The organism is Arenibacter amylolyticus (genome assembly GCF_002150785.1).
Classification (GTDB): domain Bacteria; phylum Bacteroidota; class Bacteroidia; order Flavobacteriales; family Flavobacteriaceae; genus Arenibacter; species Arenibacter amylolyticus.
In genome coordinates, this window is the sequence record NZ_MTAZ01000004.1 from 218,640 (window position 1) to 236,602 (window position 17,963).

Annotated in this window: 18 protein-coding genes; 10 read left to right on the forward strand and 8 right to left on the reverse strand. The window is 42.1% G+C overall.

The genetic code is table 11. The features are described 5' to 3' along the window. Window positions 1-107: 107 nt before the first annotated feature. Window positions 108-656 carry a DUF5004 domain-containing protein gene (locus BV214_RS01685; RefSeq protein ID WP_176328435.1) on the forward strand — a complete coding sequence of 183 codons (549 nt, stop codon included), beginning with the start codon at window positions 108-110 and terminating at the stop codon, window positions 654-656. Window positions 657-745: 89 nt separating this feature from the next. On the opposite strand, the gene BV214_RS01690 is transcribed toward BV214_RS01685, so the two are convergent. After that, a complete protein-coding gene (locus BV214_RS01690; protein WP_086475735.1) occupies window positions 746-1,282 on the reverse strand; it encodes a CvpA family protein in 537 nt (178 codons plus the stop codon). Window positions 1,283-1,390: 108 nt separating this feature from the next. Between BV214_RS01690 and BV214_RS01695 the strand changes: the two genes are divergently transcribed. Together BV214_RS01695 and BV214_RS01700 are read left to right on the forward strand one after the other, a co-directional pair. Then, complete coding sequence (locus BV214_RS01695) at window positions 1,391-1,747, forward strand: hypothetical protein (protein ID WP_086476010.1); 357 nt, start codon at window positions 1,391-1,393, stop codon at window positions 1,745-1,747. A 344-nt stretch (window positions 1,748-2,091) separates the two neighbouring features. Beyond that, window positions 2,092-3,759 (forward strand): glycerol-3-phosphate dehydrogenase/oxidase, encoded by a 1,668-nt coding sequence (locus tag BV214_RS01700; RefSeq protein ID WP_086475736.1) that lies wholly within the window; start codon window positions 2,092-2,094, stop codon window positions 3,757-3,759. Between the two features lie 39 nt (window positions 3,760-3,798). On the opposite strand, the gene BV214_RS01705 is transcribed toward BV214_RS01700, so the two are convergent. Next, window positions 3,799-4,800, reverse strand: a complete 1,002-nt coding sequence (locus BV214_RS01705; protein ID WP_086476011.1) for an NAD(P)H-dependent glycerol-3-phosphate dehydrogenase — start codon at window positions 4,798-4,800, stop codon at window positions 3,799-3,801. Window positions 4,801-5,195: 395 nt separating this feature from the next. On the opposite strand from BV214_RS01705, the gene BV214_RS01710 reads away from it, so the two are divergent. Then, complete coding sequence (locus tag BV214_RS01710) at window positions 5,196-6,122, forward strand: nicotinic acid mononucleotide adenyltransferase (protein WP_086475737.1); 927 nt, start codon at window positions 5,196-5,198, stop codon at window positions 6,120-6,122. A gap of 142 nt (window positions 6,123-6,264) precedes the next feature. On the opposite strand, the gene BV214_RS01715 is transcribed toward BV214_RS01710, so the two are convergent. Then, a complete protein-coding gene (locus BV214_RS01715) occupies window positions 6,265-7,134 on the reverse strand; it encodes an AraC family transcriptional regulator (RefSeq protein ID WP_086475738.1) in 870 nt (289 codons plus the stop codon). 158 nt (window positions 7,135-7,292) lie between these two features. On the opposite strand from BV214_RS01715, the gene BV214_RS01720 reads away from it, so the two are divergent. Then, window positions 7,293-8,255 carry a phytanoyl-CoA dioxygenase family protein gene (locus BV214_RS01720; RefSeq protein WP_086475739.1) on the forward strand — a complete coding sequence of 321 codons (963 nt, stop codon included), beginning with the start codon at window positions 7,293-7,295 and terminating at the stop codon, window positions 8,253-8,255. Window positions 8,256-8,338: 83 nt separating this feature from the next. Beyond that, a complete protein-coding gene (locus tag BV214_RS01725; protein ID WP_086475740.1) occupies window positions 8,339-9,877 on the forward strand; it encodes a SulP family inorganic anion transporter in 1,539 nt (512 codons plus the stop codon). Between the two features lie 421 nt (window positions 9,878-10,298). On the opposite strand, the gene BV214_RS01730 is transcribed toward BV214_RS01725, so the two are convergent. Genes BV214_RS01730 through BV214_RS01740 form a run of 3 tightly spaced genes read right to left on the reverse strand, consistent with a single transcriptional unit; the run spans window position 10,299 to window position 12,767 of the window. Next, on the reverse strand, window positions 10,299-10,778 hold the full coding sequence (locus BV214_RS01730; RefSeq protein WP_086476012.1) for a c-type cytochrome: 480 nt from the start codon (window positions 10,776-10,778) through the stop codon (window positions 10,299-10,301). Window positions 10,779-10,818: 40 nt separating this feature from the next. Further along, a complete protein-coding gene (locus tag BV214_RS01735) occupies window positions 10,819-11,781 on the reverse strand; it encodes a YheT family hydrolase (protein WP_086475741.1) in 963 nt (320 codons plus the stop codon). An 11-nt stretch (window positions 11,782-11,792) separates the two neighbouring features. Beyond that, entirely contained in the window at window positions 11,793-12,767 is a 975-nt protein-coding gene (locus tag BV214_RS01740; protein ID WP_086475742.1) for an NAD(P)H-dependent flavin oxidoreductase, read from the reverse strand. 140 nt (window positions 12,768-12,907) lie between these two features. On the opposite strand from BV214_RS01740, the gene BV214_RS01745 reads away from it, so the two are divergent. Beyond that, entirely contained in the window at window positions 12,908-13,384 is a 477-nt protein-coding gene (locus tag BV214_RS01745; RefSeq protein WP_086475743.1) for an acyl-CoA thioesterase, read from the forward strand. An 82-nt stretch (window positions 13,385-13,466) separates the two neighbouring features. Here the strand turns inward: BV214_RS01745 and BV214_RS01750 are convergent, their stop codons facing one another. Further along, the gene (locus BV214_RS01750) at window positions 13,467-13,826 is read right to left on the reverse strand and encodes an arsenate reductase family protein (protein WP_086476013.1); all 360 of its coding nucleotides are present in this window, start codon (window positions 13,824-13,826) and stop codon (window positions 13,467-13,469) included. Window positions 13,827-13,920: 94 nt separating this feature from the next. Between BV214_RS01750 and BV214_RS01755 the strand changes: the two genes are divergently transcribed. Next, entirely contained in the window at window positions 13,921-14,397 is a 477-nt protein-coding gene (locus BV214_RS01755) for a DinB family protein (RefSeq protein WP_245806730.1), read from the forward strand. On the opposite strand, the gene BV214_RS01760 is transcribed toward BV214_RS01755, so the two are convergent. After that, window positions 14,394-15,137 carry a DUF3298 and DUF4163 domain-containing protein gene (locus tag BV214_RS01760; protein WP_086475744.1) on the reverse strand — a complete coding sequence of 248 codons (744 nt, stop codon included), beginning with the start codon at window positions 15,135-15,137 and terminating at the stop codon, window positions 14,394-14,396. The genes BV214_RS01755 and BV214_RS01760 overlap by 4 nt on opposite strands. Window positions 15,138-15,226: 89 nt before the next feature. On the opposite strand from BV214_RS01760, the gene BV214_RS01765 reads away from it, so the two are divergent. Both BV214_RS01765 and gdhA read left to right on the forward strand, forming a co-directional pair. Further along, entirely contained in the window at window positions 15,227-16,378 is a 1,152-nt protein-coding gene (locus tag BV214_RS01765) for a cystathionine gamma-synthase (RefSeq protein ID WP_086475745.1), read from the forward strand. 110 nt (window positions 16,379-16,488) lie between these two features. Next, the gene (gdhA, locus tag BV214_RS01770) at window positions 16,489-17,838 is read left to right on the forward strand and encodes an NADP-specific glutamate dehydrogenase (protein ID WP_086475746.1); all 1,350 of its coding nucleotides are present in this window, start codon (window positions 16,489-16,491) and stop codon (window positions 17,836-17,838) included. Window positions 17,839-17,963: the final 125 nt, after the last annotated feature.

The following is a 17,963-nucleotide window of genomic DNA, read 5'->3' on the forward strand; positions in this document are numbered from 1 at the left end:
AGAAGGGACGGACTTAATGAAATTAGGTGAAAAAAAGTTTTTGCGGTTTTGCACGCAACCATTTATGAAGTTTTGCATTTTAAAGGTTGATGACAAAATATTTATCTATGAAATTAAGAAATGCATTAATGGGTTTGGGGACCGTAGTCCTTGCAATGGGTTTTAATAGTTGTGATATATCCAATGATTCGGATTTTCAATGTCCTGAAGACTTTACCGGGGCCCTCTTGGAAAACGAAAATGGCTTGGTTGGGAAATGGGAATTAACCGGTATTATGGCAGACAAGGAGGTAGACCTTACCAGTGATGGGGAGGATAATCCCACCAAGGATATTTATGCTCAATATTCGGAATGTGAGAAAGACACCGATTTTGTTTTTTCCTCGAATAGAGGGTATACCAACTCCCAAGGACAGAATGCCGATAATTGTACCAATAAAGTAACGTTCTCTGGAACCTGGCGATTAACCAATCAGGCATTGAGTCTTGTAAGGGACTGTTCCATGGAAAACTTACCGCTAGAATTCAATGAGGAGAAATCTACTTTTTCCTATAAAGGGGATTATACGGTAACGGATGTCCATGGGATGAAGATTAGAACGGAAGTTACCTTTACCTATTCCAAAGCGCCAAACGATCTTGAGTCGGCAAAATAATATGTTGGGCTCTTTGTACTAGAACGGCCAGACTTACTAGTCTGGCTTTTTTGTGAAATTACTTTTGTGAAGGGGCAGGTATTAATAGCCTAAAATCCCATAAAGTTTTCCTCTTCGTCCTCCTGGTTGTCATTAAATAAAGGGGCTTCCTTTAGTACTTTGCTAAAAACAAAGGCCCCTATTTCCTTCACGGGGGTGTATAACTTGGATTCCGCTATATACTCGGGTTTAACAACACCTAGTTGATTGTTGCCCTTGTCAAAAAATACCAGCAATGCCCCAAGTATTACCGCAACTTTTAAGGTGCCAAACACCGCTCCGGCCAGTTTGTTTAAAAGCCCTAACATGGCAAAGTCGGCAATTTTCGTCAGTATTTTTCCAATGAGAACAATTAAGATTACAATGAGGATAAAGGTAATCGTAAAGGCAATTGTATTCATATATTTCTCATCCCAGTCCATATTTTCGGACAGATATTCCCCTACGATATAAGAAAAATGGATGGCCCCGTAAAGACCGGCGATAACGGCAATCAGGGAGGCTAACTCTACTAAAAGGCCATTTTTAATGCCTTTGTATAGACCATATAGTAATAATAGGCCTAAAATGATGTCCAAAATCTCCATTCTTAATTACGCTTTTGACAAATATAGAACTTTGATTTGTACCTTTGGTAATTCTTTGTGTTCCTAATTGGGAATGTAAGCAAAGAGCAATTTTCAGTTAAAATTATCATGTCTAGAGATATACAGTTAAAAGAAAGATGGCGGGTTTTGGTAGAAAAACTTTCTGCCCAATTTGCGGATAATGACCCGTTAGATTTGGATGCAATCATCTATTTAGTAGGACTTCAGGAATTAGGTCAGATCCATAGGAAATTTAAAAAGGATGAAAAGCTAAACCTCATGCATATCGCCATTTGTAGGGTGTTGGAGCCTTATGGGTATTATGAATTCGATTATTTTGATGAAGATGGCTGGCCGCATTATACCATTAAAGAAGAATTGCCTGCCTTAAAAGCTGGGGAGCAATCTATTTTGATGAAAGAGGCCTTGGTGAGTTACTTCGTAGAAAAGGAATATATAACCTAAGCCCCATAAGGGTGTTTTTTAACACCTTTCTTCCTAGCTTTTTCCACTTGTCCATTTGTTGTTTTCAAGGATAGCGAGGGCAATCTGCAAGCTTATGGGTGCTTTTATGACCTCCTATGAAAAGAAGTTACCTATAGGTTTGTTATTTATCTATGGCCATTCCATTCATAGGACAGAGTTTTTGGACAACTATACGGACGCTCCCTACCGTAAGTAATCACATTGTCCTTTGGAGCTTGCACTTTTTCTTTTTTGTTTTGATATGGGAAGCCAATCTTTTATCTTTAAAGGAGAGTGGTTCTTACAAAAATGTTTTTGGGCCAGCTATTTAACCCGAAAGAACTATGAAAAACAATCTTCCCTTCACTAACTTGGACAGAGCCGACACGGTTGGTAAATTAACAGAAACAACTTTTGATCTCGTCATTATTGGGGGAGGTATAACCGGAGCAGGTATTGCCCTGGATGCCGCCGCTAGAGGAATGAAAGTGGCCCTGGTAGATAAGGGAGATTTTGCCTCCGGAACCAGTAGTAAATCCACTAAATTAATACATGGAGGGCTGCGTTATCTAAAGCAGTTCGATTTTTGGTTGGTGAAGGAAGTGGGGTCAGAAAGGGCCATTGTACATAAACTAGCGCCGCATTTGGTGGTGCCAGAGAAAATGTTGCTGCCCTTAATAGAAAACGGTTCCTATGGTAAGTGGCTCACCTCTATCGGACTAAAAGTATACGATATTCTAGCACAGGTGACCGGGGACGATAAGCGACAAATGCTGGAAAAGAAGCAAGCCCTAAAACTGGAACCGCTCTTGCCTAAAAAGATCCTTAAGGGGGCCGGCTATTATGCGGAATACCGTACCGATGATGCGCGACTAACTTTGGAGGTCATAAAAACCAGCCTAACATATGGGGCTATCGCCCTAAACTATGCCGAGGTACGCCAGTTTGATTATAAAAATGGAAAGGTAACTGGAGTAAGGGTAACGGATCATTTGGGGGGAAGTGGGTTTACCATACAATCCAAATACGTGGTAAGCGCCGCTGGGCCATGGGTAGATGAGGTAAGAGCACTGGATGATGAGATAAAAGGGAAGCGGCTACACCTTACTAAAGGGGTGCACCTAGTTTTTCCTTATAGTAAGCTGCCTCTAAAACAATCGGTCTATTTTGATATTCCGGATGGGAGGATGATGTTTGCCATCCCAAGAGGGAAAATTACGTATATAGGTACTACGGACACCAATTACAAGGAGGATAAAGATGAGGTGCGGGTAGGTATGGCCGATGCCCTTTATTTAATATCCGCGGTGAACAATATGTTTCCTAAAATCAACTTAGAGTTGGGGGATATCATTTCTTCCTGGGCGGGTCTGCGGCCCTTAATCCACGAAGAGGGGAAATCTGCAACAGAACTCTCCCGAAAGGATGAAATCTTCACTTCCAAATCCGGTTTAATCAGTATTGCGGGAGGGAAACTCACCGGTTATCGGAAAATGGCCGAACGGGTGGTGGATAAGGTGGCAGAAAAGTTGGAGGAGGAATACAGCACAAAAACTAAGGATTGCACCACAGATAAAATAGCGCTCTGTGGGAACGATTTTAAAAAGTACAAACACGTTAAAAAATATATCTCCAAAATTTATGAGCGATTGGCCCCCGAGGGTTTTTCAGAATACCATGCCTGGTTCTTGGTAACCACTTACGGGAAGCAGACAGAAACAATCTTGGCGGAATACGCCAAGTTAAAAGAAAAAGATCCTAACGTTCGTATGGCTAAGGCCGAGTTGAGATTTGCCGTTGATTATGAAATGGTAGCAAATCCTATGGATTTTTTCATCAGAAGAACAGGCCGACTCTATTTCGATATTGATAGCGTTAAAGAACTGATGGAACCCCTTTTAAAGGAATTTCAAAAGATCTATAAATTGGACGACACTATAGTGGACGGCTATAGAAAAACCCTGCAGGCAGATATCTCGGAACATTCGCGTTTTACGCTAGACAGGCCGTAAGCAGTGCCTTTGCGGTGCCTGTTAGGAAAACCGCCGTGGTTAATCTAGCTTCTCAGTGAGCTCCATAAAGACCTGTTTAGGGTTTTCGTGCTTGTACAAAACTTGGTAAACCGCATTTAAAATGGGGGTCTTCTCCTCTTTTTTTCGGTCGCTTATAATTAAATAGGCACTATTGGTGGCGTAATATCCCTCGGCAACCATTTTCATTTCCATCATAGCACTCTTTACCGTATACCCCTTGCCAATCATATTGCCAAACATACGATTGCGACTAAAAACAGAATATCCGGTAACCAAAAGGTCTCCCAAATAGGCCGAATTGTTGATGTTACGTTTCATCTTATGTACCTGTTTAATAAAGCGCTTCATTTCCCGAATAGCGTTGCTCATCAGTACACTCTGAAAATTATCGCCATAACCAAGTCCATGCGCAATTCCGGCTGCTATAGCATATATGTTTTTCAGCATGGCAGCATATTCGGTGCCTATGATGTCATCAGAAATTTTACACTTTATAAATTCACTGCTGAGGTGCTTGGCCACTAATTCTGCCTTTTCCGTATCTGCACAGGCAATGGTTAAATAAGAAAGTCGCTCCAAGGCCACCTCTTCTGCATGGCAAGGACCAGTGATTACTCCTATGTATTTAAAGGGGACCTCGTAGTTTACATTAAAATGTTCCCCAACAATCAGGCTCGATTCCGGGACAATTCCCTTAATAGCAGAGAAAATAATCTTGTCTTTTAAGGATACGGTCAATGGCTCTAATTCTGAATGCAAAAACGCCGATGGAATGGCAAAAATAAGGACATCTGCATTGGAGACAGCTACATTTATATCATCGGTGAGTCGTAATTGCTCCGTTTTAAACTCTACAGAGCTTAGGTAATTAGGGTTATGCCTATGAAGCTCAATATGGGCTATGGCATCCTTATTCCGCATATACCATTGTACGGTATCAGCATTTTCTGTTAACATCTTTACAATGGCGGTAGCCCAGCTTCCTCCTCCTAAAACGGCGATATTCATATCGTTTTTCATCAGCACAAAGGTATCAATTTTTACTTCCTCTCTATAGGGGTCCCATTTCTCTATCCAAAATCCCAGACAATAACTAGTCCCATAATCTGGAACAACCACTTTGGAAGATTACATATTTTAAGGTTTCCCATGAAATAAGAAACCTATGGTGAACATGGGGAGCACTCCCTAAGCCACCTTCTTACGGGGCGACAATGTAGGGCGGTTTTCTGAAGTTTCAAAACACCCTTAGGGTAGAAAAACAATAGGGCTAGTATCACGGTTAATGGGCCTGTGGTTGGCAAAATGCTCCTCTAAGTAAATTGAGAAATCCTAATTGCTTGATGATCAGGCGCGAGGAAAAGCGGCATGAAGATTGATTAAAGCGATTTGAGTAACCGATTAAAAGAAAGCTTATGAGAGCTGTTAAATTATGGAGCCTTTTAATATTAATGGGACCCTTGGTCGCAAGTTGTTATGTGGAAAATGTAGAGGAAGAGGATTATTTACAACAAGCTGGTTCCAATCTTAGGGAATTACTGCATTCCTACGAATTGTGGTATGTAGATATAGACGCTAGCATGGGAACGGGGGAGGTGCCCTTTCTACAGCGAGCATTTACGGTATCCTTTAAAGGGGGAGCCCTGTATGCCAACAATAATTTGGTAGGGTTTGGAAAAACAGGCAATGGTTATGGAATTCCAGTGGGATTATTTAACACCGAAAAAGGTTGGTTAAATATAGATCATGATGTAGATGGCCTTTGGGGCTTGGAAGTTTTTGTGGTAAACGATAATACCATAGAACTCTATGACGGTCAAACAGATACCTCTTACTTTTTAAAGGGTTACCAAAGAGCCAATTTTAATTACGATCGAATTTTCTATGACAATCTCCAATATTTTCTTCAGGAATATGACCTATGGGAGAAAGTATATACTAGTGAGGAGGGGGAGATTAATGCGTTTGATGAAGAAAACTTTTTGCAGTTCTACGAAGATGGGAACGGTGGTGGTTTTCGTTCTTCTTTGGATGCCAGTGGAACTAATTTAAATGAGGTGAGCTGGGATTATATGGGGCGTTATCAGGTTTTTAACCTGCTCAATGAAGAGCTGGTAAAGGCCGTAACATTGGATTATGACTTTATGGACAACGATTATTTTGAACTTTATGTTATTAACGATCGTACGTTAGAACTTTACCATACTGGTAGTGGCACTGTCTATACTTTTAAAGGACGCGGTTTTATTACCTACCTTAAATCAGATGGCTCACAAAGAGACAAAAAGAGGATAAAATCTTCCAATGCCGTTATGGAAGAGTCCGTGAAAAGGAAAAGATAACTGCATTTTAAGGTAAGCAAGGAAATATTGAAGGTTTAGGTTGGTTGGTTAAAGCCGTCCCTGCGTAGTGGTAGGGGCGGTTTTTTATTAGGGAGCCGCTGTGTTTTAACGATATCATGGAATCATTCTTTGTGGACGATAGTTAAAATCTTCTGGGCTGGTCTGTATATTTATGGTGCTCCTTCTTAAAATCGGAAGGATTCTGCTGGTTTAACCTTTTAAATATCTTGTTAAAGTAAGACAGACTTTCAAAGCCGCAATCAAAACAGGCTTCACTTACGTTTTTGCCCTTGAGTAATAAGCGCTTGGCCTGACTTATTCGATATTGGTTTAAAAATTGGATAAAGGTATTGCCAGTGGCTTTTTTAAAATACCTGCAAAAGGCCGCCTTCTCCAGACTACAAAGATCGGCTACCTCGTCTAAAGTTATTTTGTGCTGATAGTGGGCATCTACATATTCGTATACCTTCTTTAATCGCTGTTGTTCCTTTTTGGAATATTGATTAACTACGGGATGGGGGTGTAAGAGTTCATATTCCTGGCTGTTGGCCAATAGGTGTAATATATGGAGCACTTCCAAAAATTGCTCAAAGGGAGGCATACCGTATAGGGTCTTCATTTTTTTTCCAATGATAGCCTTGGTCTTACCGTAAAAGACGATGCCGTGCTGCGATCGTTCCAAAAGGGTATAGAGGTTAGAGAACTCCGGCATTTCCTTAAATACCTTGTTTTTAAAATGAGGTTTTAAATGCAGTACTTCTTTCTCATAAGCGGTCTTCACCCCGTAATCAAAATTTAAATGGGGAATGTTAGACCCAATCAGGACTAGATCGCTTTCCAAATAGGAGGAAATATGTGTTCCTACATGTCTGGTGCCACTTGCACCCTCTATGTAAACTAGTTCGTATTCTGGGTGAAAATGCCAATAGAACAAATCGTTTAATCTGGGATGGTGCAAGAGATAAAAGGACTTTTCCGCATCCGAACCTATTTTTTCGAGTTGAATCTTCATGCACTATATAACAATATTGTTCAGTGTATTGCCCTGTCACTTCATTAAATGTCAATATAGTTCAAATTACGGTCAATATCAAGGTGGTTTCAGTTTTTGTTGATGGCTACATTTACTATTAGCTAATTAGACAAATTGTTAACTTAAAACTAGTGGTTATGCAAAAAATGGAAATGGGGAATAAGTACCATGAGGAAATTCCTGGAAACCCGTCTACGGCAACTTCCAGCAAGATGAAACTGAACGATCGGACAAAAGACCAGAGCCTACGGGTGCTCAGTGAAGCCGATTGGGATTTTTGGGTGCACAACGGTTATATTGTGATCAAAAATGCCATTACAAAGGCCCAGGCCGATGAAACCGCCCAATTCTTATGGGAATTTGATGAAAAAGACCCCAAGGATCAGGAGAGTTGGTATGCGCCGCCAAGGGCAGAAATGAAGATGAAAGAGCTAGCAGGAACGGGAATGGTGGAGGTGTACAACAATCAATTGTTATGGAACAATAGGCAACAACAGCGTATCTACGATGCTTTTGTAGATATCTGGGGCACGGAAAAATTATGGGTCACCATTGATAGGGCCAATCTAAATCTACCCAATCGGCCAGGTTATGAACAGAAAGGTTTTATCCACTGGGATTATGATCCGGAGACCAAACCCCAAAATGTTCAAGGTGTTTTAGCGCTATCCGATCAAACCGATGAGAATGTAGGCGGTTTTCAATGCATCCCTTGGTTGTATCGCAATTATGACAGCTGGAAACGTACCCAGCCAGAGGATCGGGATCGATTTCAGCCAGATGTAAGCAATTTGCAGGATAAAATTGTGAAGGTAAAAATGGAAGCTGGAGACCTGTTGATCTTTAATAGCACCCAACCCCATGGTATAAGACCTAATCTTAGTAAAGACAAAGTGCGCATTGCGCAGTATATATCCATGATGCCCGCCGAAGAAGATAATACTGCCTTACGCGATTGGCGGGTGAATTCTTGGAAGAATAGAGTGGCTCCAGAAGGCTATGCTTTTCCAGGGGATCCCAGAAATTGGGAGCAATTAAAATACCCGCAAGCAACATTAAGTGAGTTGGGGGAGAAGCTTTTAGGGTTAAAAAGGTGGTAAAGAAGGAGCGTTCTCATTTTTTGCGGTATAATGCCTCATTAAAGAATAAAAACCAGTATTTTTGCCTCCCTTAAAACGCAAATGTGAAAAAGTATTTAAATCTATTCGATTTTAGGCAAAAAGTAAATTACAGAACAGAGGTGTTCGCGGGGCTTACGGTGGCTATGACCATGATACCAGAATCGCTCTCGTTCGCAATTTTAGCAGGACTTACCCCCCTAACCGGGCTTTATGCTGCTTTCATTATGGGGATTGTTACGGCAATCTTCGGAGGAAGACCAGGAATGGTCTCCGGAGGAGCAGGGGCTACTGTAGTAGTGTTAATCGCATTGATATCTTCTCACGGAGTGGAATACCTTTTCGCGGCCGTGGCTTTGGCCGGACTATTACAATTAATGGTTGGCGTATTCCGGTTTGGGAAATTTGTTAGACTTATCCCCCAACCAGTAATGTTCGGATTTTTAAACGGACTGGCGGTGATTATTTTTATGTCGCAGGTAGACCAGTTTAAATCCATGGGAGGTGGGGAAAATTCATGGATGGAAGGGACAGCACTGTATACTATGCTGGGCTTAACACTTTTGACTATTCTAATTGTATCGGTATTGCCCAAGATTACGAAAGCGGTTCCTGCTTCCTTGGTAGCGATATTAGTGGTCTTTGGCGTAGTGTATTTTCTAGGTATAGAAACGAAAAAAGTAGTTGATATTGCCTCTGTAAGTGGCTCCTTACCGTCGTTCCATATCCCGAATATCCCCTTTACTTGGGAGACGCTAAAAATTATTTTTCCCTATGCTATGGTGATGGCTGGGGTTGGACTTATAGAATCGCTACTAACCCTTAATATGGTAGATGAGATCACCAATACCAGAGGGAAATCCAATAGGGAGGCTGCTGCACAAGGTGTTGCTAATATTGCTAATGGATTCTTTGGTGGTATGGGCGGATGTGCCATGGTTGCCCAAACCTTGGTGAACGTTGGTTCTGGAGCAAGAGCAAGGCTGTCTGCAATTATTGGGGCTTTGACCATCCTGCTGATTATCCTTGTAGGAGGGCCGGTGATAGAGCAAATCCCGATGGCCGCCCTAGTAGGGGTGATGATGGTAGTTGCCATTGGAACCTTCGAATGGGTGAGTTTTAAAATACTCAATAAAATGCCGAAGCACGATATCTTTGTTTTGATATTGGTAGCTGCGGTGACGGTTGTGCTTCACAACTTGGCCCTAGCGGTACTCATCGGGGTAATTATATCGTCTTTAGTATTTGCTTGGGAAAGCGCCAAGCGAATTAGAGCAAGAAAACGTGTAGACGAGGATGGTGTTAAATACTATGAAATATATGGTCCCTTATTCTTTGGTTCTACCACTACCTTTTTAGAAAAATTTGATGTGGATAACGACCCGGAAGAGGTGGTGATAGACTTTAAAGAGAGTAAGGTGGTAGACATGTCTGCCATAGATGCCCTTAACAAAATTACGGCTCGGTACCAGAAACAAGGGAAGAAATTACGACTGAGACATTTAAGCAGTGATTGCTTAAGATTGTTGTCCAATGCCGAAAGTGTGATAGAGGTAGACATTATTAAAGATCCAACGTATAAGGTGATGGCAGATAGGGTGTAACCTACGTGCAGTTCCTGAAAAATAGCTAGCCCCGTATCCAAAAAGATAGGGGGCTTTTTTATGGGTCATTATGGAGGCATTAGAGTTTCTTATTTAATAGCCTACAAGCTATTTGTTCTCTAGCTTTAAGTTGTATAGGCTTGCCTAGTAAAAGTCCGCTGTTCCTTTCTTAAGGGAGCTGAAAGGTCTAGGTCAGGGAATGGATACAAAACAAAGCTAAGGATAAGAGAAGAGGTACAGGAGGGGTAAGATGTAATCTAGAAATGAGTCCCTAAACTCAATTGGGTGAGCGCCGATTTAGTTTTGGGAGCCTCACTAAAGAATACACACAATCCTTACTGTAGTGTGTAAAAACAAAAAAACGCCAACCAAGGCCATAGGCCATTGATCAGCGTTTTTCTATTTAATAAGGTTTCCTAGCCTACAGGGTTCTGAAATATTCAGCAACCGCTCTTGCATCCTCTTCTGATAAATTCTGATTCAGCATAACGGCATTGTTGTATTCTTTAAGTAGCGCCTTGGCAATTGGATCTTCCTTAAGCATTCCGTCAGGGTTTAAGATCATATTCATAACCCATTCTGGACTTCTTCTTTCATAGATTCCTTTTATTGCAGGTCCAATCATTCGCTGGTCTACCATATGGCATGCCACACATAGGGAGCTAAAAATCTTCTCGCCCTTAGCGGCCATATCTTTATCTATATTGTCGCCGAAAGTAACGGATTTAATGGGACCAACCCCTTTGTTGTCCATGTCAATCGGCACTCCTTCACTTTTCGTAACCGCTTTTACTTCCTTCTTTGTGCGGTTCATTTCAAAACCGGATTTTTTCTCTTCTTTTTTCTCACCACAGCTTATCATTAAGCCCAAAATGGCGATAGGGATCAGTAGTTTTTTCATTTTTTTTTTAATTAAAGCACTAAGATAGGAAATAGATTTTTTATTGCTGCTCTTCAATGAAATTTAATGCCCTTTTTTCCGTATAGCTAATATTATTATGCTCATAGAAACCAACATGTCCGCCGTAGGTGGGCGACTCAAAAAAAACCGAGCGGCTATTCTGCGCCTCTCGGTAGGGATAGCATTGTTTGCCTAGGAACGAATCGTTTTTGGCATTGATGATTAGGGTGGGAATGTTTATAGACTCCAAGAATTGCAGGGAGCTGCATTGCTCGTAATAATCCATGGCATCCAAAAAACCATGGGCCTTACTGGTATATAAGTCGTCAAAATCCTTCAGGGTTTGGATACTGGCAATTTCATGGTCGCTTATTTTCTGGGGGAAAAGCGCTTGTTTGGCACGGAGTTTTTCTACCAAACGTTTTTTAAACCGATGGGCGTACAAACGGTTTTTGGGCTTTAATAACTGCTCTAGGGAGCTGTGAAGGTGGCAGGGTACCGATACGGCAATGGCACTTTTTATTTCCTTAGGGAGGCTGCGTTCCTCGCCCAGATATTTTAAGGCCAGATTACCGCCAAGGCTAAATCCCTTAAGGTGAATTTCATTATAACGGTCCTTTTCTAAAACATGCCGTACCACTTGCTCCAGGTCTTCCGTGGCCCCAGAATGGTAAGATTTAAAGAGATGGTTATTGGTTCCGCTACAACCTCTATAGTTAACCGCACAAACATCTATTCCCGCTCCAACAAATTCCTTGGCTGCTCCGGTGATATAAGGGCGTTTCGAATTTCCTTCTAAGCCGTGCAATAGAATTGCTACCTTGGAAGTGCTCCCACTGGTAAAGCTCCAGTCTAGATCCATAAAGTCTCCATCCGGGAGATGGAGTCGCTCCCTCTGCTGAGGTGGCTCGCTTACCCTTCTTAGCAGGCCAGCATAAATGGTGGCAATATGGCCATTTCTAAAAGGAAATGGCGGATGGTATTCGGAAGTGATTATAGGCATAAAAGTTTGCTTTACTTTGGGTAGATTTCCAACCGCTTTGCCTGTTCCTCAATGGATGACTTGAATTCAGATTTTAAAGTGGTTATCAGTTCGGAAACGGTGGGCACATTGTCTATAGAGGTGACTCCTTGCCCTGCAGACCAAATAGTTTTCCATGCCTTGGCCTCAGTATCCAATTCTTTTCCAAAGTCTATTTTGGTATCTTTTTTTAAATCGGCCTCAGTAATCCCTGTTGCTTTTAAACTGTCATACAAAAAGTTGGCGTGTACCCCGGAAACGGCTGCGGTATATACTACGTCGTCCGCGTCCGAATCGATGATCATTTTTTGGTATTCTTCAGGGGCCTTGCTCTCCTTGGTGTTTATAAAGCGGGTGCCCATATAGGCCAAATCGGCCCCCATTTGAAGGGCGGTGGCAATATCCCTACCGGTACTGAGGCAGCCAGAGAGGATGATAGTCTTATGAAAGAATTTCTTTATCTCTGCCACTAGGGAAATGGGGTTAATGGTTCCTGCGTGGCCTCCGGCCCCAGCAGATACTAGAATCAATCCGTCTACGCCTGCCTCTGCCGCTTTTTCGGCATGGCGCTTCTTTATGATATCGTGAAATACGAGTCCGCCATAACTATGAACGGCATTCACCAGTTGAGAGACGGCACCCAAAGAGGTGATAATTAGAGGTACTTGATGTTTAATGCAAACTTGTAAATCGGCCTCCAACCTTGGGTTGGTAGGGTGTACAATCAAGTTTACTCCAAAAGGGGCCGCTTTCTTGCCGGTTTCCGCCTCAAATGCTTTTAATTGAGATTTAATCTCTACCACCCATTCCTCAAAACCTTCAGTGGTACGTTGGTTAAGAGCCGGAAAGGTCCCTACAATCCCATTTTTACAACATTCTATGACCAATTGAGGCCCGGATATCAAAAACATAGGGGCTGCTATGGCAGGGAGGGAGAGGTCTTTTATAAAAGCTGCTTTTTCATTCATTTGGATGGGTGTTTTAATTAGTTAAACCTTGTGGGTAACACAAGAATTGTAAGGTATAAATTTATTCTCTCACAAAACTGTGCTACATTTGAAAAATGTTATGCATGCATAACATTTTCAAAAATACTAAATAAATAAGGATGTATATAAAAGAATTTGAAATTCGCTGGAGTGATGTGGATGCCAATGGGCATATGGCCAATGCTGCCTATCTCAATTTTATGAGCCACACACGAATGGCTTTTTTAATGGAGTTGGGATTTAATCAACAATCAATGGTTACCCATAATATTGGGCCGGTGGTTTTTCATGAACACGTCTACTATTTTAAGGAGGCTTTTATAGGCACCCCGGTTAGGGTGAGCTTGGAATTGAACGGACTTAGTGAAGACGGAATGTTTTTTGAATTTCACCACAACTTTTACGACGAAAAGGGGAGAAACTTTGCTCATTGTGAGGTGATGGGTGCCTGGATAGATTTAACTACTAGAAGTCTTACCGGATTGGCCCGGCCTTTATTGAACTCGTTTAACAAGGTACCCAAATCAGGGACCTTTAAGGTGCTTACCAGGGAGGATACCCGTAAGTTTTCCGTGCGTCCCAAGGACTTGGTATAAGTTTATTTCAGGAAAAATTATTTACAAAATACCCTGGAGCAACGCAATAGCAGTTACCTTGGTCCAGGGTTGCTTTTATGTGTTATGCTGTGGGCTTTATGAGCGTTTTAGCAGCGGCAACCGCTGCTTTGCTATTGCCTACAAAAATTTGATTGTCAACAATAATTACGGGGCGTTTTAAAAAGGTGTAATGCTCTAGGATTAACTCCTTGTAATCGGATTCGGAAAGGTTTTGTTCCTTTAAATTCCGCTCCTTGTAAAGACGGGCCCGCCTACTGAACAGTTTCTCATAGCTTCCTGCCATTTCGGCCATTTGTGAGAGTTGCTCCGGGCTAATACTAGTTGTTTTTATATCCTGAAGTTCAAATTCCGCTCCAGGATTTAATTCTTTTAAAATGCGCTTACAGGTATCACAGCTGCTTAGGTGATATATCTTCTTCATTATTTTCATTTTACGGTTGTTGATAAGACATGCAAAGAAACCCAATTTCCTTGAAAAACACTACATTTATAGCTAATTGGTAATACGTGTACATATGGAAGTTTTGGAACATGCATTTGTTATTAGCCTTCAAAATAGGAAAATACTAAACAAGTTTTTGGAGGAGACCCCAAGGGATCAGTTGTTGCAGATTCCGGAGGGATTTAGGAACAATATTTGGTGGAATATTGCCCATGTGGTGGTAACCCAGCAATTATTGATCTATAAACTTAGTGGCCAGCCCATGCGGGTAGATACCGCATTGGTAGAAAAATTTCAAAAGGGCACGGTTCCCGATGGTACGGCTACGGAAGAGGAGATCAATAAAATAAAAGAGCTCTTATTCGCAACGGTAGAATGGGCACAACAAGATTATGCTAGCGGGCTATTCTCAGATTTTCAGGAGTATACCGCAAGTGTAAACGTGACGCTTTCATCTGTGGAAGATGCCATTGTGTTCAACGTGTTTCACGAAGGGCTGCATACGGGGGCTGTTCTATCCTTGTTAAAAGCGCTAAAGAGAAATGGTTAAGAGCCCAGCTCATAATTTAAATAGGGTTGCACTTCCTTAAAAGGTAAGATCAGCCTAATGGGACCATCTGCATAGGAGGCTATTTCATAGGGGGCGTAGATCATCTCCAGACCTTCGGTAGTTAATCCTATGGTATCGGGCAGGTAAAAAGAATCTCCATAAAACATAAATCCAGTAGCGTTAATACTGTCGGTTTCTGGAATCTGCTCTTGCTTTCTAAACTGCCTTTCCGCATAGAGGGCTAAGGCTTCTTGATTGGAAAACAGTTGGGTATTGTCTAGTTCTACCGCCTTCTTTTTATCAAAGTTTAAAAATCGGATGGACGAAAATCCATGGGCACCCCCCGTAAAGGTATAGGTGTTAATTTGAAGCGTAATTAAGTGGGGGTCTTCGTAGGTGACCTTACCTTCTATAATGGCTTCCCATCCTATTGCCTCATCCTGGAAATGTTGTTTAATATCTAAGTATCCGTTTTTAAAGGATTGCATGGCTTCCGTTATGGTGCTGGCCTCTAAGGTGTCGTCATAATCTAGCATGGAAATTACCTCTTCCCTTACCGCGGTATTAATTGCTTCGCTTAAGGCATCCTTGGGAAGCGCCTTGGGAATGGAAATGGTAATCTCAGGGCAGTCCGCACATTTTTCCGAGGTGAATTCTAGGGGTTCAAACGCAAGTTGCCCGTCGTCCTTGCAACCCAAGATCAAAATTAAAACCAAGAAACACAAGACACTATTTTTCATCGTAGATAGCAATTTTAGAGTATTGCAAAGCTACAATTTCATTGGTTTCCCGGAAAGATAAAGGTACATTTGTGATATAACTTATTATTATGGGCAAGAAAACCTTGAGATTCAATAGTAAAACCATTCACGGAGGGCAGTTTCCAGATAAGGCTTATGGAGCGGTAATGCCTCCTATTTACCAGACTTCCACCTATGCACAGACCACCCCGGGCGGCCATAAGGGGTACGAGTACTCTAGAAGTGCCAACCCAACCAGAACCGCCCTGGAGAATGCGCTGGCAAGTATAGAAAACGGAAATTACGGACTTGCTTTTGGGAGTGGACTGGCCGCTATGGATGCGGTGATGAAACTCTTGAAACCTGGGGATGAGGTAATTTCTACTAATGATCTGTACGGAGGTAGTTATCGAATCTTTAAAAAGATATTTGAGCAGTATGGTATTGTGTTTCACTTCGTAGGAATGCAAGATGCTAGTGCTATTGAAGCGCATATCAACAAGAAGACCAAATTAATTTGGGTAGAGACACCTACCAATCCCATGATGAACATTATAGACATTAAAGCGGTGGCGCAATTGGCAAAACAGCATAATGTTCTCTTGGCGGTAGACAATACTTTTGCTACTCCCTATCTGCAGTTACCCCTAGATCTGGGGGCCGATATTGTAATGCATTCTGCTACCAAGTACTTGGGCGGTCACAGTGATGTTGTGCTGGGAGGTTTGGTAGTGAAGGACAAGGAATTAGCAGATAGACTTTATTTTATTCAAAATGCCAGTGGGGCAGTTTGCGGACCCATGGATAGCTTTTTGGTGCTGAGAGGTATAAAGACCCTGCATGTGCGAATGCAGAGACACTGTGAGAACGGGAGGGCTGTGGCCCAATACCTCGCCAACCACCCAGGCGTAGAAAAAGTGTATTGGCCCGGATTTGCCAGTCATCCCAATCATCAGGTGGCAAAAGATCAGATGAAAGATTTTGGCGGTATGATTTCTTTTGTTCCCAAGGGGGCAGATTATGCCACGGCGATAAAAATTGTGGAAAGGCTAAAGGTGTTTACCCTGGCAGAATCGCTAGGGGGCGTAGAGAGTTTGGCCGGACACCCTGCAAGTATGACGCATGCTAGTATTCCCAAGGAAGAACGGGAGAAAAGCGGCGTGGTAGATTCATTAATAAGGCTGAGTGTGGGAATAGAGGATGTGGACGATTTAATTGAGGACTTGGAACAGGCTTTTTAGCAGTGAAAACAACAAAATTCAATAAAATTGATTGAGAAACACCATAAAAGCCATATTTTTGTCATCAAAATCAATATTAACTTAAGAATAGTAAACTGACAATATTTTTTATGGAAGAAAGGATTAAAGCATTCATGGACGAGGTAAAGGCCCGTAATGGTCACCAACCAGAGTTCATTCAAGCGGTTCAAGAAGTAGCTGAAACCATTATACCCTTTATTTTCCTACCGGGGAATGAAGAGTACAGTGGTAAAAATTTACTTCTAAGAATGGTAGAACCGGAGCGCTTAATCTATTTTAGGGTGCCGTGGGTAGATGACCAAGGAGAGATAAATGTAAACAGGGGGTACCGGGTACAGATGAACTCTGCCTTAGGACCTTATAAAGGCGGCTTAAGATTCCACCCCACTGTAAATGCGAGTGTATTAAAATTCCTTGCCTTTGAACAGGTATTCAAGAATAGCTTAACTACCCTTCCTTTAGGAGGTGGTAAAGGGGGTGCAGATTTCGATCCCAAAGGAAAATCGGACGGGGAGGTCATGCGCTTCTGTCAGTCGTTTATGACGGAGCTTTGCAGACATATAGGTCCAGATACGGATGTGCCTGCCGGAGATATCGGAGTAGGAGCCAGAGAGATAGGGTACCTTTTTGGTATGTACAAGAAAATAAGAAATGAATTCACAGGGGTGTTAACCGGGAAAGGTCTTTCCTATGGTGGTTCCAAAATTCGCCCAGAGTCTACGGGATATGGAACGGTATATTTTGTTCAGAGTATGTTGAACAATATAGACCAAACCATAGAAGGTAAAACGTTTGTTATTTCTGGATCTGGAAACGTGGCCCAGTATGCCGCCGAAAAGGCGATGGAATTGGGTGGGAAGGTGCTTACCCTTTCCGATTCTGGTGGATATATCTATGACAAGGATGGTATTGATGCGGAGAAGTTGGCCTTTGTGATGGATCTAAAAAACAATAGACGAGGAAGAATTTCGGAATACGTGGAGAAATATCCTTCTGCAGTTTATAAGGAAGGGGAAACGCCTTGGGAGGTAGCTTGTGATATTGCCTTGCCATGTGCTACCCAAAATGAATTGAATGGGGAAGATGCGAAGACCTTATTGAAAAATGGATGTATCTGTGTGGCAGAAGGTGCAAATATGCCTTCTACCCCAGAGGCTATAGATAGCTTCTTGGAGGCTAAAATCTTGTTTGGACCAGGAAAAGCGGCCAATGCTGGGGGAGTTTCTACTTCTGGTCTGGAAATGTCACAAAACTCATTGCGACTAAGTTGGACCCGTGAAGAAGTGGATAGCCGACTTCAGAAAATTATGAGCGACATTCATGAGGCTTGTATAGAATATGGCCGTGAAGAGGACGGATTCTGTAACTATGTAAAAGGAGCAAACATTGCCGGCTTTGTAAAAGTGGCCGATGCCATGCTTGCGCAGGGAGTAATATAGTATTTGCAGAAAATACTCAGTAAAAAGTAGGACCGGAATGGCGATTTAAGGCATTTCCGGTCCTTTTTTATGAATGGTACTATGCGTGTAGGGCTAATATCCTGAGCTTTACGGTACCGGGAAGT

Bases quoted from the DNA above. Each gene is read 5' to 3' on its own strand.
- BV214_RS01685 (WP_176328435.1), top strand. From the start codon at position 108: ATGAAATTAAGAAATGCATTAATGGGTTTGGGGACCGTAGTCCTTGCA.
- BV214_RS01690 (WP_086475735.1), bottom strand. From the start codon at position 1,282: ATGGAGATTTTGGACATCATTTTAGGCCTATTATTACTATATGGTCTA.
- BV214_RS01695 (WP_086476010.1), top strand. From the start codon at position 1,391: ATGTCTAGAGATATACAGTTAAAAGAAAGATGGCGGGTTTTGGTAGAA.
- BV214_RS01700 (WP_086475736.1), top strand. From the start codon at position 2,092: ATGAAAAACAATCTTCCCTTCACTAACTTGGACAGAGCCGACACGGTT.
- BV214_RS01705 (WP_086476011.1), bottom strand. From the start codon at position 4,800: ATGAAAAACGATATGAATATCGCCGTTTTAGGAGGAGGAAGCTGGGCT.
- BV214_RS01710 (WP_086475737.1), top strand. From the start codon at position 5,196: ATGAGAGCTGTTAAATTATGGAGCCTTTTAATATTAATGGGACCCTTG.
- BV214_RS01715 (WP_086475738.1), bottom strand. From the start codon at position 7,134: ATGAAGATTCAACTCGAAAAAATAGGTTCGGATGCGGAAAAGTCCTTT.
- BV214_RS01720 (WP_086475739.1), top strand. From the start codon at position 7,293: ATGCAAAAAATGGAAATGGGGAATAAGTACCATGAGGAAATTCCTGGA.
- BV214_RS01730 (WP_086476012.1), bottom strand. From the start codon at position 10,778: ATGAAAAAACTACTGATCCCTATCGCCATTTTGGGCTTAATGATAAGC.
- BV214_RS01735 (WP_086475741.1), bottom strand. From the start codon at position 11,781: ATGCCTATAATCACTTCCGAATACCATCCGCCATTTCCTTTTAGAAAT.
- BV214_RS01740 (WP_086475742.1), bottom strand. From the start codon at position 12,767: ATGAATGAAAAAGCAGCTTTTATAAAAGACCTCTCCCTCCCTGCCATA.
- BV214_RS01745 (WP_086475743.1), top strand. From the start codon at position 12,908: ATGTATATAAAAGAATTTGAAATTCGCTGGAGTGATGTGGATGCCAAT.
- BV214_RS01750 (WP_086476013.1), bottom strand. From the start codon at position 13,826: ATGAAGAAGATATATCACCTAAGCAGCTGTGATACCTGTAAGCGCATT.
- BV214_RS01755 (WP_245806730.1), top strand. From the start codon at position 13,921: ATGGAAGTTTTGGAACATGCATTTGTTATTAGCCTTCAAAATAGGAAA.
- BV214_RS01760 (WP_086475744.1), bottom strand. From the start codon at position 15,137: ATGAAAAATAGTGTCTTGTGTTTCTTGGTTTTAATTTTGATCTTGGGT.
- BV214_RS01765 (WP_086475745.1), top strand. From the start codon at position 15,227: ATGGGCAAGAAAACCTTGAGATTCAATAGTAAAACCATTCACGGAGGG.
- gdhA (WP_086475746.1), top strand. From the start codon at position 16,489: ATGGAAGAAAGGATTAAAGCATTCATGGACGAGGTAAAGGCCCGTAAT.